The sequence below is a fragment of the Streptomyces mirabilis genome, assembly GCF_018310535.1.
GTDB lineage: Bacteria > Actinomycetota > Actinomycetes > Streptomycetales > Streptomycetaceae > Streptomyces.
This window is the reverse complement of record NZ_CP074102.1, coordinates 5,713,706-5,726,428: the sequence shown is the minus strand read 5'-3', so window position 1 is coordinate 5,726,428 and position 12,723 is coordinate 5,713,706. Positions and strand designations below refer to the sequence as shown.

Sequence of the window (12,723 nt, the reverse complement as noted above, 5' to 3'; positions counted from 1 at the left end):
CGTGGGGCGTCTGTTCTCTCGCCTGATCCGTGGCCTGACGTGTCGCCGGAACCGGCTGGTGGTCGGGGTGGCGGGATTTGAACCCACGGCCTTCCGCTCCCAAAGCGGACGCGCTACCAAGCTGCGCCACACCCCGTCGGTGCGACACGTAGGGTACATGCCCGGAGACAGCGCGGCTGCCGCATTTCACGAGCGTCCATGGGGTCGCGGAACGGGGTGTGCGGGGATGGGGTGCGACCCGCTACGATGCCTCCTGTGCCGGGGTCACTGACCTGCGGCGCTCTCTGTGCGGGCGTAGCTCAATGGTAGAGCCCTAGTCTTCCAAACTAGCTACGCGGGTTCGATTCCCGTCGCCCGCTCCATACGGCTCAGGGCCGGGCCGGAGGATCACTCCTCCGGCCCGGCCCTGATCGTTTTCCCGGCCGGTCGGATCGCCGATCGTTCTGGCGACCGGTCGGATCGTCGATCGTTTTCCCGGCCGGTCGGATCGCCGATCGTTCTGGCGACCGGTCGGATCGTCGATCGATTTGCCGGTCGGTCGGATCGTCGATCGATTTGCCGGTCGGTCGGATCGTCGATCGATTTCCCGGTCGGTCGGATCTCGGATCACTGATCAAGCCGGCGTGGAGAGCGCGGTCGGCCCCGGGCGCGGCCGTCGGGGTCCGCGTCCACGAATGGGGGCGGGAAGGCGTCGGCCCGTCCCTCCCGGAGATCAGAAACTGATCGAGTTGATCGTCTGCGCTATCGAGTCGAGGAACCGCTGGATGGACGGAGCCATTCCGGTCGACGCGAGGAAGAAGCCGAAGAGCACCGCGACGATGGCGGGCCCCGCCTTGATCGATCCCCCTCGGATCAGCACCACGAGGATGATCGCCAACAGCAGTACCACTGACAGCGAGATGGCCACAACTGATCACACCCTACGGTCGGTCCGCTCTCCCGGCCCGGGGGTGCAGCCCCACACACCCCCGCCAGAACCATCGTGCCACCAACCCGGCCCCCGTATGCCGCAGGTGACACATCGTCGGTCGGGACCGCCGGGAAGCCGCCTTCCCCCAGTGTCCCGGGGCGGACCAACTGCGCGGCCCCGTACGGTAATTCGACGGTGCGCCCGTAGGGGAAATCCAGAGGGATCGTTGCCGTGTCCACACATCCCGTTCGCAGGAATTTCGAATTGTTGCCACAGGCGCGGCGAAGAAACCCCGGAGGGTACCCGGAAGATGACCCGAAGACGCCGAAGGCTGGACATTTCACCAGAGTCGCCCGCGAGTGTTATGCACCAATTAGTCGTGACGAATGCGGACAGAACGGCCCCGCAACTGCCGCATGCAGTAAGGGGTAATCCTCGAATCCGAGGTACTCGAAACGTTACTCACGGACGAACTCACACGTGATAAGCAGGAATAACGCCAGGAGTTTTACGAAGACACACAGACAACGCTAGGGTGCCTCAGATGTTCCAAGCCGCCTCGTCCCCCGCAAGAGCAGCAAGGTCCTGGATCGTCTCCCCCGCTCCCTCCGCTCCCCGCGGTTCCTGGTGGGAGGGTCCGTGACGAACTCGCTCCACCAGAACGGGCCCCGTCGCACGCCGCTCCCCCCGGCAGAGCGGCCGGTGGAGGGAGTGCCGACCTCGCGCTCAGCCCCGAGCCGACCGTCCGACCGGACTTCGAAGCCGGCCGGCGCCACGGCCGCCACCGCCGCCGCCACCCAGCCCGGCAAACCGCGTGACGCCTTCTTCGACAACGCCAAGTACCTGGCGATCGTGCTCGTGGCCATGGGCCATGCCTGGGAGCCCCTGAAGGGTCAAAGCCGCATCCTCGAAGCCGCGTACATGGTCGTGTACGCCTTCCACATGCCGGCGTTCATCATCATCTCCGGCTACTTCTCCCGCAGTTTCGACATGCGCGCCGACCGGCTGAAGCGGCTGGTCACCGGTGTCGCCGTGCCGTACGTCGTCTTCGAAGTGGCGTACGTCCTCTTCAAGCGCTGGGCCGACGACGATCCCTCGCTGCCGGTCAGCCTGCTCGACCCCTGGTTCCTCACCTGGTTCCTGTGCGCGCTGTTCATCTGGCGGCTGACGACGCCGCTGTGGAAGCTGGTCCGCTGGCCGCTTCCGCTCGCGCTCCTCGTGGCCATGCTCGCGACCACCTCACCGTCCATCGGTGACGACCTGGATCTGCAGCGGACGCTCCAGTTCCTGCCGTTCTTCGTGCTGGGCCTGTGCATGAAGCCCGAGCACTTCCAGCTGGTGCGCCGCCGCGAGGTGCGCATCCTGACGGTGCCGGTGTTCGCCGCCGCGCTGGTCGTGAGCTGGTGGGCGGTACCGCGGATGAACCCCGGCTGGTTCTACCACCGCGACAGCGCCCAGGAGTTGGGTGTCCCCTGGTGGGTCGGCCCCGTGATGGTGCTCGCCCTCCTCGGCTGCTCGCTGGTGCTGACCGCGTGCTTCTTCGCCTGGGTGCCGCGCCGCAGGATGTGGTTCACGGCGCTCGGCGCGGGCACGCTGTACGGCTATCTGCTGCACGGTTTCCTGGTCAAGGGCGGCGACTACTGGGGCTGGTTCGACCACAAGTGGCTGCACCGGCCGCTCGGCGAGATCTTCGTGACCCTCGTCGCGGGCGTGGCCGTCACCCTGCTGTGCACGGCGCCGGTCCGGCGGGTCTTCCGCTTCGCGATGGAGCCCAGCATGGAGTGGGCGTTCAAGCGGGACGCCACGGAGCTGGCCCGCGAACGGGCCAAGACCCCGGCGTAGCCACCGTCAGCCCGGCGTAGCCACCGTCAGCCCGGCGTAACCACCGTCAGCCCGGCGTAACCACCGCCGACCCGGCATGGCCACCGTCAGCCCGGCGGCAGTCCCAGCAGCGCCCGCATCGCGGCGTACTTCTTGGTCAGCCGCGCGCGGGTGTGCTCGTCGAGGACCGCGAGCCGGGCCGGATCGGCGTTGTGCGCCAGGTCCGAGGCCTTGACCACGAGAGCTCCCGGAGTCGTACGAATGCGTTTCGCGTACGACTCCGGGGGCTCTCCCTCGCGTTTGGTCAGCGCCAGCACGATGTCCTTCGTCCGCCCGGTCAGCGCGGCCTCGCGCAACCAGTCCTCGGAGAGCACGTCGTCCTCGACGGCGTCGTGCAGCCAGGCCGCCGCGATCTGCTCATCGTCGCCCCCGCGCTCACGGACCCCATCCACGACGGCCTGCAGGTGCTCGGCGTACGGCCGCCCCGCCTTGTCGGTCTGGGCGGCGTGCGCCGTACGGGCGAGGGCCTCTATTTCGGCCAGGGTCAGGAGAGTCTGCGTCACTCCTCCAGTGTCTCCCGCCGCAGCGCCGCGCGGGCGGGGACGGTGACCGCCGTCAGACCGAGCATGACAACCGCCCCGGCGAAGGACCCGCACAAAAGGGGCGGGATGTACGGTCCGTGCCCGGGCGCGGGGAACTGCGCGACCAGCCCCCACCGGCCCGCAGCAAGCCCGCGGCCGAACCCAGGGCCGTCGTCAGCGGGTTGCCGTGGGGCCCTCTCGGCAGATCAGGAGGAGGGCACGGTCGTCGTTGACGTCCTTGGCGACCGCCTCGATGAGGTGCCACGCGGCGCCGTGGAAGCCGCCCGCGACATAGCGGTCGGCCTCGCCGGTGAGGCGGTCGATGCCCTCGACGATGTCACGGTCGGAGGTTTCCACCAGACCGTCCGTGAAGAGCATCAGGACGTCCCCGGGCCGCAGGGAACCCTTGACGGGGTCGAACTGGGCACCGTCGTAGACCCCGAGGAGCGGACCCTCCGCGGCCTTCTCCTCCCAGCGCCCGCTGCCCGCACTGAGCTGAAGGCCCGGCGGGTGCCCGGCGGAGAAGAGTTCGTAGTCGCCGGAGTCCAGGTCCAGGACCAGGTGGATCGACGTGGCGAAGCCCTCGTCCCAGTCCTGGCGCAGGAGGTAGCCGTTCGCTGCGGGGAGGAAGGCGTGGGGTGGGAGCGATCCCAGGAGACCGCCGAAGGCCCCGGAGAGGAGCAGGGCACGCGACCCCGCATCCATACCTTTTCCGGACACATCCGTCAGGACGACTTCGACGGTTCGGCCGCCGTTCGTACGTGCGGCCACGACGAAGTCCCCCGAGAACGACTGACCGCCCGCCGGGCGCAACGCCATCTCCCGGTGCCAGCCCAACGGCAGGCTCGGCAGCTTGCTCTGCACCCGGATGCGTTCGCGCAGGTCGAAGAGCATGGTGCCGCCGCGCCGCCAGGGCACGCCGACCCGGCTGCGGAACTGGGCGATCAGCAGGCCGAAGAATCCGCAGGCCGCGACCACCAGGACCACGCCAGGGGTGACCCGGGAGGGACCCTCGGTGTACGGGCCCAGCTTCACGGACTCCACTATCAGCGCGGTGGCGGCGGCCGCGTACAGGCCGAGCAGGCTGGCGGGGCGCAGCAGGAGGCCGCCCGCCACGATCGGCAGGACCAGCGCGGCCGGGGAGCACCAGACCGAGTTCATCAGTGTCGTGGCCGCGATCACGGGGATGGTCAGCAGCAGACCCGCCAGTGCGATCCAGTCCGAACCGTCACCGCGGAAATAGTCGACGGCGGATCTGCGCACGCCGATGCGGGCCCGGTGCCACTGCTTCTTCAACCGGGCCGTGAACGTCTCGGCTTCCGCGCGCCGCTCTCGTCCTGCTGCCATTAGTTCGGGACCCTATCCATCGGACCAGGTGCTTGGCACGGGAGGTCCCACTTGTCCCCCGTCCGAGCGCTCAACATCACAGTGAACGGCGCCTCCGGAGGTGGGGGAAATTCCCTCGCTCGTACCGCATTGCCCTGGTAGGCATGGCATATGACGACTGACTTGCGGGTGCTGCGGCAGCCCGAGTGGAACACGTGGTACGACAACCTGGTCCGCGCGTTCGGGGGCGTACCGGAGTCGTCCGAGGAGCGCGAGGTGATGAACGCGCTCACAGAGTACGACCGTTTCCTGGGGATCTGGGACGGCGACCAGTGTGTGGGCACCGCGGGGGCGTTCTCCTTCCGGGTCACCGTCCCCGGCGGCACCTCCGTACCGGCCGCGGGCATCACGATGGTGAGCGTCGCGGCCACCCACCGGCGGCGCGGGCTGCTCACATCGATGATGCGGCGGCAGCTGGACGACATCCGCTCATGGGGCGAACCGCTGGCCGTGCTGACCGCGTCGGAGCCGGTGATCTACGGCCGGTTCGGCTACGGCATCGCGACCCACCAGTACAACGTCGAGATCGACACGACCCGGGTACGACTGTCCGTACCGCCCGGCACCGATGACGTACGTCTGCGGTACGCCGCACCGGCCGACGTACTCGACGCCTGCGAAGCGGTGTACGCGCGGCTGGTCCCGGGCCGGGCCGGCATGCTGGCGCGGCGGCCCGGCTGGGACCGGGCGATGCTGCTCGACCCGGAGAGCGAGCGGGACGGCGCGTCGCCGTTGCAGTGCGTGATCGCCGAGCGGGACGACGAGGTCGTGGGCTACGCCCGGTACCGGATCAAGCGGGACGGCGACCACCGCGGGGCCGGGTTCACCGTCCGCCTCGACCAACTGGAGGCGCTCGACCCGGCAGCGCACGCGGCGCTGTGGCGGTTCCTCTTCGAGATCGACCTGACGTCCACGGTGCACGCCCTCGGTCGCCCCGTCGACGAGGCGTGGCAGTACATGGTGTCCGACATCCGCCGCTGCGCGGTGCGGATGCGGGACGCGTTGCACGTGCGGCTCGTGGACGTCGGTGCCGCGTTGGAGGCGCGGACGTATCAGGCGCCGGTGGACGTGGTGTTCGAGGTGGAGGACGTGTTCTACCCCTGGAACGAGGGGCGTTGGCGGCTCACCGGGGACACCAAGGGCGCGACCTGTGTGCGTACGTCGGACGCCGCCGATCTCGCGCTGTCCGTAAGGGAGTTGGGGGCGGCGTATCTCGGCGGGGTGTCCCTGGCCTCGCTCGCGGCGGCGGGGCGGGTGCGGGAGCTGCGGCAGGGCGCGCTCTCGGAGGCCTCGGTGGGCTTCTCGTCGGCGGTCGCGCCCTGGTTGCCGCACGGGTTCTAGCCCCCCGGAGGGGACCGAACCCGGTTCAGCGGTTCTGGCAGGTCGGGCACCAGAAGAGGTTGCGGGCGGCGAGATCGGCGGTGCGGATCTCGCCGCCACAGATGTGGCAGGGCAGGTTGGCCCTGCGGTACACGTACACCTCGCCGCCGTGGTCGTCCACGCGCGGTGGGCGGCCCATGGCCTGCGGGGTGTGTTCCGGGCGGACGGTGTCGATGCGGTTGTTGCGGACGCCCTCGCGCATGAGTGCCACCAGGTCCGTCCAGATCGCGTCCCACTGCGTCGGGGTGATGTCCTTCCCCGTGCGATACGGATCGATGCCGTGCCGGAAGAGGACTTCTGCGCGGTAGACGTTCCCGACACCCGCGATGATCTTCTGGTCCATGAGGAGCGCGGCGATCGTCGTACGGCTACGGGAGACGCGGCGGTACGCCGCCGACGGGTCCGCGTCGGCGCGGAGGGGGTCCGGGCCGAGGCGGGCGTGTATCGCCTGCTTCTCGTCGTCCGTGATCAGGGCGCAGGTGGTGGGGCCGCGGAGGTCGACGTACGACGTGGCGTTCGCGAGGCGGAGGCGGACCGTGCCGGTGGGGGGCGGGGCGGGGGCGTCGCCGAAGTTCACCTTGCCGAAGAGGCCGAGGTGGATGTGGATCCAGTCGGCGGCGCGGAAGGCGAGGAAGAGGTGTTTGCCGTGGGCGTCGGCGTGTTCGAGGGGGGTGCCGTCGAGGAGGGCGGCGGCGTCGGTGAACTTGCCCTGGGGGCTGGTGACGCGGGTGGGCCCGCCTGCGAACCTGGCCTCGTAGTCCTCGGCCAGCCGGTGAATCGTGTGCCCCTCGGGCACGGGGTCCTCCTCGTGCGGCAGTGTCTTCTACGGCGCGGACGACTCGGGGAGGGGTGTCTCGCCCCCGCCGCCCCGACCCGTCCCATCCTTGTGGGGCTCCGCCCCAGCCCCCGCCAGGGGCGCTGCGCCCCCTGGACCCCAGCATCGGCCTGAACGGCCTCGCCCTCAAACGCCGGGCGGGCTGAAGATGCGGCCCGGCCGGGGCGGGTGGGGCATCGACCTCCGGCCTCGTCCTGGAACGTCGGGCGGGCTGGAGGCTTTCAGGGGCGCGGGGAACTGCGCGACCAGCCCCCACCGGCCCGCGGCCGAGGAACTTCGGGCGGGCGGGGATCCAGGGCGCAGCCCCGGTCCCGTAGGGGGCGCGGGGAACTGCGCGAGCAACCCCCACCCACCAGCGGTCGAGGACTCAGGCCTGCTGGGGGTGGTGGGGTGGGACGGGCGGGAGGTCGCCGGTCTTCTCGTAGGCCGAGAGCATGTCGATGCGGCGGATGTGGCGCTCGTCACCGGAGAAGGGCGTGGAGAGGAACACCTCCACGAACTTCGTCGCCTCCTCCTCGGAGTGCATACGCGCACCCACCGCCACCACGTTGGCGTTGTTGTGCTGACGGCCCAGCGACGCCGTCTCCTCGCTCCAGGCGAGCGCGGCACGGACCCCGTCCACCTTGTTCGCCGCGATCTGCTCCCCGTTGCCGGAGCCGCCGATCACGATGCCGAGGGCCTCGGGATCGGCCGCCGTACGCTCCGCCGCGCGGAGGCAGAACGGCGGGTAGTCGTCCTGGGCGTCGTAGATGAGGGGCCCGCAGTCGACGGGCTCGTGCCCGGCGGCCTTGAGCCACTCGACGAGGTGGTTCTTGAGTTCGAAACCGGCATGATCGGAGCCGAGATACACGCGCATGGTTCGAGTGTGACACGGCTGTTTCGGATCGGCCTCGCCGGGTGCCGCCAGCGAAAACTGTGAGCAAGGCTACAAACCTCAAGGAAACCTCAAGTAACGATCCGGATTCAAAGGTTCACGAATTCCTTTGCCTCCGATTCACTGGACCGGCTCGTTACAGGGTCCCTACAAGGACTCGCTCGGGTCCGTACACCGCTCGTACGGAAATCTGCTCACCCGGCGCAAAGGAATCCCCTTCATGACCTCGCAGCCGACCCCCACAAAGGCCGCAAGCGGCCACGGAGGCATCGGAGAACCCGGTTCAGGCCTCCAGGCCGGACTCAAGAACCGCCATCTGACCATGATCGCCATCGGTGGCGTCATCGGAGCCGGCCTCTTCGTGGGCTCCAGCTCCGGTATCGCCACCGCGGGCCCCGGAATCCTCCTCTCCTACGCCCTCGTCGGCACGCTCGTGGTGCTGGTGATGCGGATGCTGGGCGAGATGTCCGCCGCGAACCCGACCTCCGGTTCGTTCTCCGCGCACGCGGACCGCGCGCTCGGGCGCTGGGCCGGTTTCTCGATCGGCTGGCTGTACTGGTTCTTCTGGGTGGTCGTGCTCGCCGTCGAGGCGACCGCGGGAGCCAAGATCCTCGAAGGCTGGATGCCCGGCGTACCGCAGTGGGGCTGGGCGCTCATCGTGATGGTCGTGCTCACCGCGACCAACCTGGTCTCCGTCGGCTCCTACGGTGAGTTCGAGTTCTGGTTCGCCGGGATCAAGGTCGTGGCGATCGGCGCGTTCATCATCGTCGGCGCGCTCGCGATCTTCGGCGTGTTGCCGGGTGTCGACGCCCCGAAGGCCGGCCTGGGGAATCTGAGCGACCACGGCGGCTTCCTGCCGCACGGGCCCGGCGCGATCCTCACCGGTGTGCTCCTGGTCGTCTTCTCCTTCATGGGCAGCGAGATCGCGACCCTCGCCGCCGGTGAGTCCGAGGACCCGCAGCGGGCCGTCACCAAGTCCACCAACAGCATCATCTGGCGCATCGGCGTCTTCTACCTGGGCTCGATCCTCGTCGTCGTGTCCCTGCTGCCGTGGAACGACCCCTCCATCAAGGACAAGGGCTCCTACGTCGCCGCCCTCGACTCCCTCGGCATCGCGCACGCCGGTCAGATCATGAACTTCATCGTGCTGACCTCCGTGCTGTCCTGCCTGAACTCCGGGCTCTACACGGCCTCCCGGATGGCGTTCTCGCTCGGCGAGCGGGGCGACGCGCCCAAGGTGTTCGCGAAGACCACCTCGCGCGGTGTGCCGATGGCCGCGATCGTCGTCTCGGTCGTCTTCGGCTTCGTCGCCGTCTTCTTCAACTACAAGTTCCCGGACTCGGTCTTCCTCTTCCTCGTCAACTCCTCCGGCGCGGTCGCCCTGTTCGTCTGGCTGGTCATCTGCTTCTCGCAGCTGCGGATGCGGAAGATCATCCAGCGCGAGTCGCCGGAGAAGCTGGTCGTGAAGATGTGGCTGTACCCCTACCTGACCTGGGCGACGGCCGCGCTGATCGTCTTCGTCCTCGGCTACATGCTGACCGACACGGAACACGACGGACGCGAGACCGTACTGCTGTCGCTGCTCGTCGCCGCGATCGTGCTCGCGATCGCCTTCGTGAAGCAGAAGCTCGGCGGCTCCGCAGCGACCGAGTCGGCGGGCGTCAGCGCGCCGGTGGGCGCCGGGGAGCCGGTCGACGCCACGTCGGAGGCCTGAGCACCCGGACGCCGAATCCGGCGGAATCGGTAACGGGGAGGGGCCCGGCGGCAGCTGCCGCCGGGCCCCTCCCCATCTGTTCACAGGGGCGTGAAGCTCTTTTTGACCTCGTCGTAGACGGGGAGCGCGGTCGCCTCGATGTCGGGGTGATACCAGGTGCTGATCTCGTACGACGTGCCGCCGGAGCGGAACCCGAGCAGTCGGACGTGCCAGAGCCGGCCCTTGGCCGTGACGGTGTACTCCCAGACGACCGCGGGCGCGCCGCGGAAGGTGGTGCGCTCCAGGCGGATACGGCGGTAGTTCAGGCCCTTGCTGGTGCCCACCTCCGCCTGCTGCCACTGCGCCAGCAGGTCACCCCGGGCCGGGGTCGCGTTGGCCACGATCTCCTGCGCACGGTCGGGCGAGGTGTAGTGCACCTCGGAACCGCTCTCCGCCACCCGCTGCCAGCCCTGCGGCGGCGCCCACGCGTACAGCCCGGCCTCCTTCCGGGCGCCCGCCGGCAGGCTCGGCGGGCGCGACGTGCCGTCGACGGTGGGGGGTGGGGAGGAGGGGCCGGTGGATGAGGTCTGCGCGGAGTTCGGTGACGTCGACGGGGCCGATGGTGAGGTCGAGGTAGAGGCGGAGGTAGAGGTGGACGCGCCGGTCGTGTCGTGGGAGGAGCCGCCTGTCTGCGTCATGACGAGCCCGACGACGGTTCCCACGATCACCACGCCACCGGCGGCCGCCAGGCCCATCCGGCGCCGGCCCCGGCGTGGGACGGAGGGCACAGCGGGGCCGGGGAGTTCGCCCGGCGGCATGACCACCGCGCGGGAGACCGTGGTGTGCGTGGCGAGGGAGGGGGGTTCGGGAAGCGCCGGGGGTGCGCTGGGCTCGGGGGCGGGTGTGGGCGTGGGCGTGGCTTCAGGGGCGGGTGTGGGCGTGGGTACGACAGGGGGTGTGGGTTCGGGCGTTGGATCGGGTGTGGGGGCGGGCTCCGGGATCGCGTCCTGTACGGGGTCGGGTTCGGAGTCCGGTTCCGGGGTCGGTTCGCGGTCCCGCTGGGGCGGGGGGTGTTGCGCGGCGCGTATGAGGCTCACGTCCAGGAGCGCGCGCGTGGGCGACTCCTGGTGGAACGGGGGGACGGGGGGCGGCGCGGATTCCGGTGTCTCCGCCATCTCCGGTGCATCCGGAGCCTCAGCCGTCCCTCCCACCACAGGCGTCTCGGATGCCTCTGGTGCCTCCGATGCCTCCCGCGTCTCTGCCGCTTCCGATGTCTCCCGTGTCCCTGGCGCTTCCGGTGCTTCCGGTGTTCCCTCCGCTGGTTCGGGTAGGGGCCCCGCTTCCGGGGATTCGGTCTCTTCCGGTCGGGGGAACGCGATCCGGCGCAACGCCGTCTCCAGCTCCTCCAGACCCGGTCGGGTCGACGGCTCCTTCTCCAGCAGGGCGGCCAGGATCTCCCCCAAGTCACCGGCCGTGGAGGGGAGTTCGGGCTCCTCGTACAGGACCGCGTGCAACGTCGCCAGGGTGGTCGAACGGGAGAACGGAGAGCGGCCGCCGAGGGCCGCGCAGAGCGTCGCGCCCAAGGACCAGACGTCGGACGGCGGGCCCTGGGGGCGTCCGGAGACACGCTCGGGTGCCATGTAGTCCGGGGAGCCGACCAGCATCCCGACCATGGTGAGCGCTTCCGCGTCCTGGAGCGCGGCGATGCCGAAGTCGGTGAGGACGACCCGATGGCCCCGCCGCTCGACCAGGACGTTGCCCGGCTTGATGTCCCGGTGCAGTACTCCCCCGGCGTGCACCTGGCGCAGCGCCGCGACCAGTTCGAGCCCGATACGGGCCGCGGCGGGCGGGTCGAGCGGTCCGTCCTCGACCACGAGCTGTTCGAGGGAGCGGCCGGCGACGAGTTCCATGACGATCCACAGCCGCTCGCCCTGGTCCACGACGTCGTAGATGCGCACGACATTGGGATGGTCGATCCGGGCCGTGGCCCTGGCTTCGCGCAGGGTGCGTTCGCGGCGGGTTCGAGTGTCCTCCGGGTCGAGTCCGTCGATCCGCATTTCCTTGACGGCGACCTGCCTGTCGAGCATTTCGTCGGTGGCTCGCCACACCCGCCCCATTCCCCCCTGGCCAATACTCTCGGCCAGTCGATATCGACCCGTCACCAATAATCCCGGAACACCGCCACTCGCATTCCCCGTCAAACCCCTGCACCCCCTCAACACCCGCCACAATCGCCCGCCACAGCAGAAACACAATGGTCACACTTCATGCCGTACCAGCATAGTGCGGAGAAATCTTGTGGTACCTCTTCAAGTACTGCGAATTCAGGCGCAGCCAAGGGGGGCGAACATGAGTTCTCGTCACACGACGACCATCGCAGGATCGCTGCTCACGGCATCTTTCTCGGCCGTGATGATCCTTTCCTTCACCGCCGTCGCGGACGACCAGGGACCGGGGAGCAGCAAGGGGGGAAAGGCCGTGGACCCGGCGCCGGCGGGCGTGAAGCTGACCACGTTGCTGCCCGAGAAGATCTCCGTGGACAACAGCACGCACGAAACGGCGCTGACCGCCACGGTGAAGAATGAGGGAACCAAGGACAGCGGAAAGATCCGGCTATTGGTGGTCGGATTCGACGGCCTACAGATCAAGAGCGTCAAAGGTTGTTCCGCCATGACGGACAAGGATCTGCCCAAGGGTTCGAACAGTGGATTCGTGTGCGATGTCGGCAATCTCGCGGCCGGAAAGTCGCAGTCGTACGCCGTCGCCGCGACCTTCGATGTGAGCAAGACCGGAAAGATCTGCCTGCCGGTGCAGGACAGCGACGGGAAGAAAACGTTCTGGCAGCAGGGCCCGGTGCCGTTCGGTACGACGAACCCGTCGCCGAACGCCCCGGCCACTCCACTGCTGCTCGACACCGAGAACAAGCCGGTGACACCCGGCGGCGACCAGTTGCCCAAGACCGGCGCCGGAAGTGACCTTCTGCCGCTCGGCGCGGCGGGTGCGGCGCTCGTCTCCGTCGGGGCGGCCGGGATGTGGTGGGCCCAGCGGCGGCCTCGCCGGCGGCCGCAGTCGTGACCGGGTGGGCCGGGACGCCGTGTGCGCGGCGTCCCGGCCCACCTTCTGCTTCTGCTTCTGCTTCTGCGCACGCACACGTACTACGGGGACAGTGCGGTGCGGCTGTACGGGCCCGGAACGCGGAAGAGGCTCGCCGGGTCGGAGTCGGAGTACGACCCGGCGAGCCTC

10 protein-coding genes and 2 tRNA genes are annotated in these 12,723 nt (G+C 69.3%); 5 read left to right on the top strand and 7 right to left on the bottom strand.

The features are described from left to right. Nucleotides 1-59 precede the first annotated feature (59 nt). Nucleotides 60-136: transfer RNA gene (locus tag SMIR_RS25265), tRNA-Pro, on the bottom strand. Nucleotides 137-288: 152 nt separating this feature from the next. Between SMIR_RS25265 and SMIR_RS25260 the strand changes: the two genes are divergently transcribed. Beyond that, nucleotides 289-362 (top strand) — tRNA-Gly (locus tag SMIR_RS25260). A 350-nt stretch (nucleotides 363-712) separates the two neighbouring features. Here the strand turns inward: SMIR_RS25260 and SMIR_RS25255 are convergent. Next, nucleotides 713-907, bottom strand: coding sequence for a hypothetical protein (locus SMIR_RS25255; protein ID WP_054231893.1), 195 nt, complete (start codon nucleotides 905-907; stop codon nucleotides 713-715). Between the two features lie 642 nt (nucleotides 908-1,549). On the opposite strand from SMIR_RS25255, the gene SMIR_RS25250 reads away from it, so the two are divergent. Further along, the gene (locus SMIR_RS25250; RefSeq protein ID WP_168491522.1) at nucleotides 1,550-2,752 is read left to right on the top strand and encodes an acyltransferase family protein; all 1,203 of its coding nucleotides are present in this window, start codon (nucleotides 1,550-1,552) and stop codon (nucleotides 2,750-2,752) included. An 86-nt stretch (nucleotides 2,753-2,838) separates the two neighbouring features. Here the strand turns inward: SMIR_RS25250 and SMIR_RS25245 are convergent, their stop codons facing one another. Both SMIR_RS25245 and SMIR_RS25240 read right to left on the bottom strand, forming a co-directional pair. Then, nucleotides 2,839-3,294, bottom strand: coding sequence for an HD domain-containing protein (locus SMIR_RS25245; RefSeq protein ID WP_248002918.1), 456 nt, complete (start codon nucleotides 3,292-3,294; stop codon nucleotides 2,839-2,841). 192 nt (nucleotides 3,295-3,486) lie between these two features. Further along, nucleotides 3,487-4,659 carry a PP2C family protein-serine/threonine phosphatase gene (locus tag SMIR_RS25240; protein ID WP_168491524.1) on the bottom strand — a complete coding sequence of 391 codons (1,173 nt, stop codon included), beginning with the start codon at nucleotides 4,657-4,659 and terminating at the stop codon, nucleotides 3,487-3,489. A gap of 150 nt (nucleotides 4,660-4,809) precedes the next feature. Between SMIR_RS25240 and SMIR_RS25235 the strand changes: the two genes are divergently transcribed. Next, nucleotides 4,810-6,039 (top strand): GNAT family N-acetyltransferase, encoded by a 1,230-nt coding sequence (locus tag SMIR_RS25235; protein WP_168491526.1) that lies wholly within the window; start codon nucleotides 4,810-4,812, stop codon nucleotides 6,037-6,039. A gap of 25 nt (nucleotides 6,040-6,064) precedes the next feature. Here the strand turns inward: SMIR_RS25235 and SMIR_RS25230 are convergent, their stop codons facing one another. Both SMIR_RS25230 and SMIR_RS25225 read right to left on the bottom strand, forming a co-directional pair. Next, complete coding sequence (locus SMIR_RS25230; protein WP_168491528.1) at nucleotides 6,065-6,874, bottom strand: Fpg/Nei family DNA glycosylase; 810 nt, start codon at nucleotides 6,872-6,874, stop codon at nucleotides 6,065-6,067. 406 nt (nucleotides 6,875-7,280) lie between these two features. Continuing rightward, nucleotides 7,281-7,769 carry a ribose-5-phosphate isomerase gene (locus tag SMIR_RS25225; protein WP_067370189.1) on the bottom strand — a complete coding sequence of 163 codons (489 nt, stop codon included), beginning with the start codon at nucleotides 7,767-7,769 and terminating at the stop codon, nucleotides 7,281-7,283. 238 nt (nucleotides 7,770-8,007) lie between these two features. On the opposite strand from SMIR_RS25225, the gene SMIR_RS25220 reads away from it, so the two are divergent. Further along, nucleotides 8,008-9,501, top strand: a complete 1,494-nt coding sequence (locus SMIR_RS25220; RefSeq protein ID WP_212727413.1) for an amino acid permease — start codon at nucleotides 8,008-8,010, stop codon at nucleotides 9,499-9,501. 80 nt (nucleotides 9,502-9,581) lie between these two features. Here the strand turns inward: SMIR_RS25220 and SMIR_RS25215 are convergent, their stop codons facing one another. Continuing rightward, on the bottom strand, nucleotides 9,582-11,642 hold the full coding sequence (locus SMIR_RS25215) for a protein kinase domain-containing protein (protein WP_422664463.1): 2,061 nt from the start codon (nucleotides 11,640-11,642) through the stop codon (nucleotides 9,582-9,584). 187 nt (nucleotides 11,643-11,829) lie between these two features. Between SMIR_RS25215 and SMIR_RS25210 the strand changes: the two genes are divergently transcribed. Continuing rightward, nucleotides 11,830-12,555, top strand: a complete 726-nt coding sequence (locus tag SMIR_RS25210; RefSeq protein ID WP_168491532.1) for an LPXTG cell wall anchor domain-containing protein — start codon at nucleotides 11,830-11,832, stop codon at nucleotides 12,553-12,555. The last annotated feature ends 168 nt before the right edge of the window (nucleotides 12,556-12,723 follow it).

Excerpts from the sequence above, each read along its gene's own strand:
- SMIR_RS25220 (WP_212727413.1), top strand. The coding sequence starts at position 8,008 with ATGACCTCGCAGCCGACCCCCACAAAGGCCGCAAGCGGCCACGGAGGC.
- SMIR_RS25225 (WP_067370189.1), bottom strand. The coding sequence starts at position 7,769 with ATGCGCGTGTATCTCGGCTCCGATCATGCCGGTTTCGAACTCAAGAAC.
- SMIR_RS25235 (WP_168491526.1), top strand. The coding sequence starts at position 4,810 with ATGACGACTGACTTGCGGGTGCTGCGGCAGCCCGAGTGGAACACGTGG.
- SMIR_RS25210 (WP_168491532.1), top strand. The coding sequence starts at position 11,830 with ATGAGTTCTCGTCACACGACGACCATCGCAGGATCGCTGCTCACGGCA.
- SMIR_RS25240 (WP_168491524.1), bottom strand. The coding sequence starts at position 4,659 with ATGGCAGCAGGACGAGAGCGGCGCGCGGAAGCCGAGACGTTCACGGCC.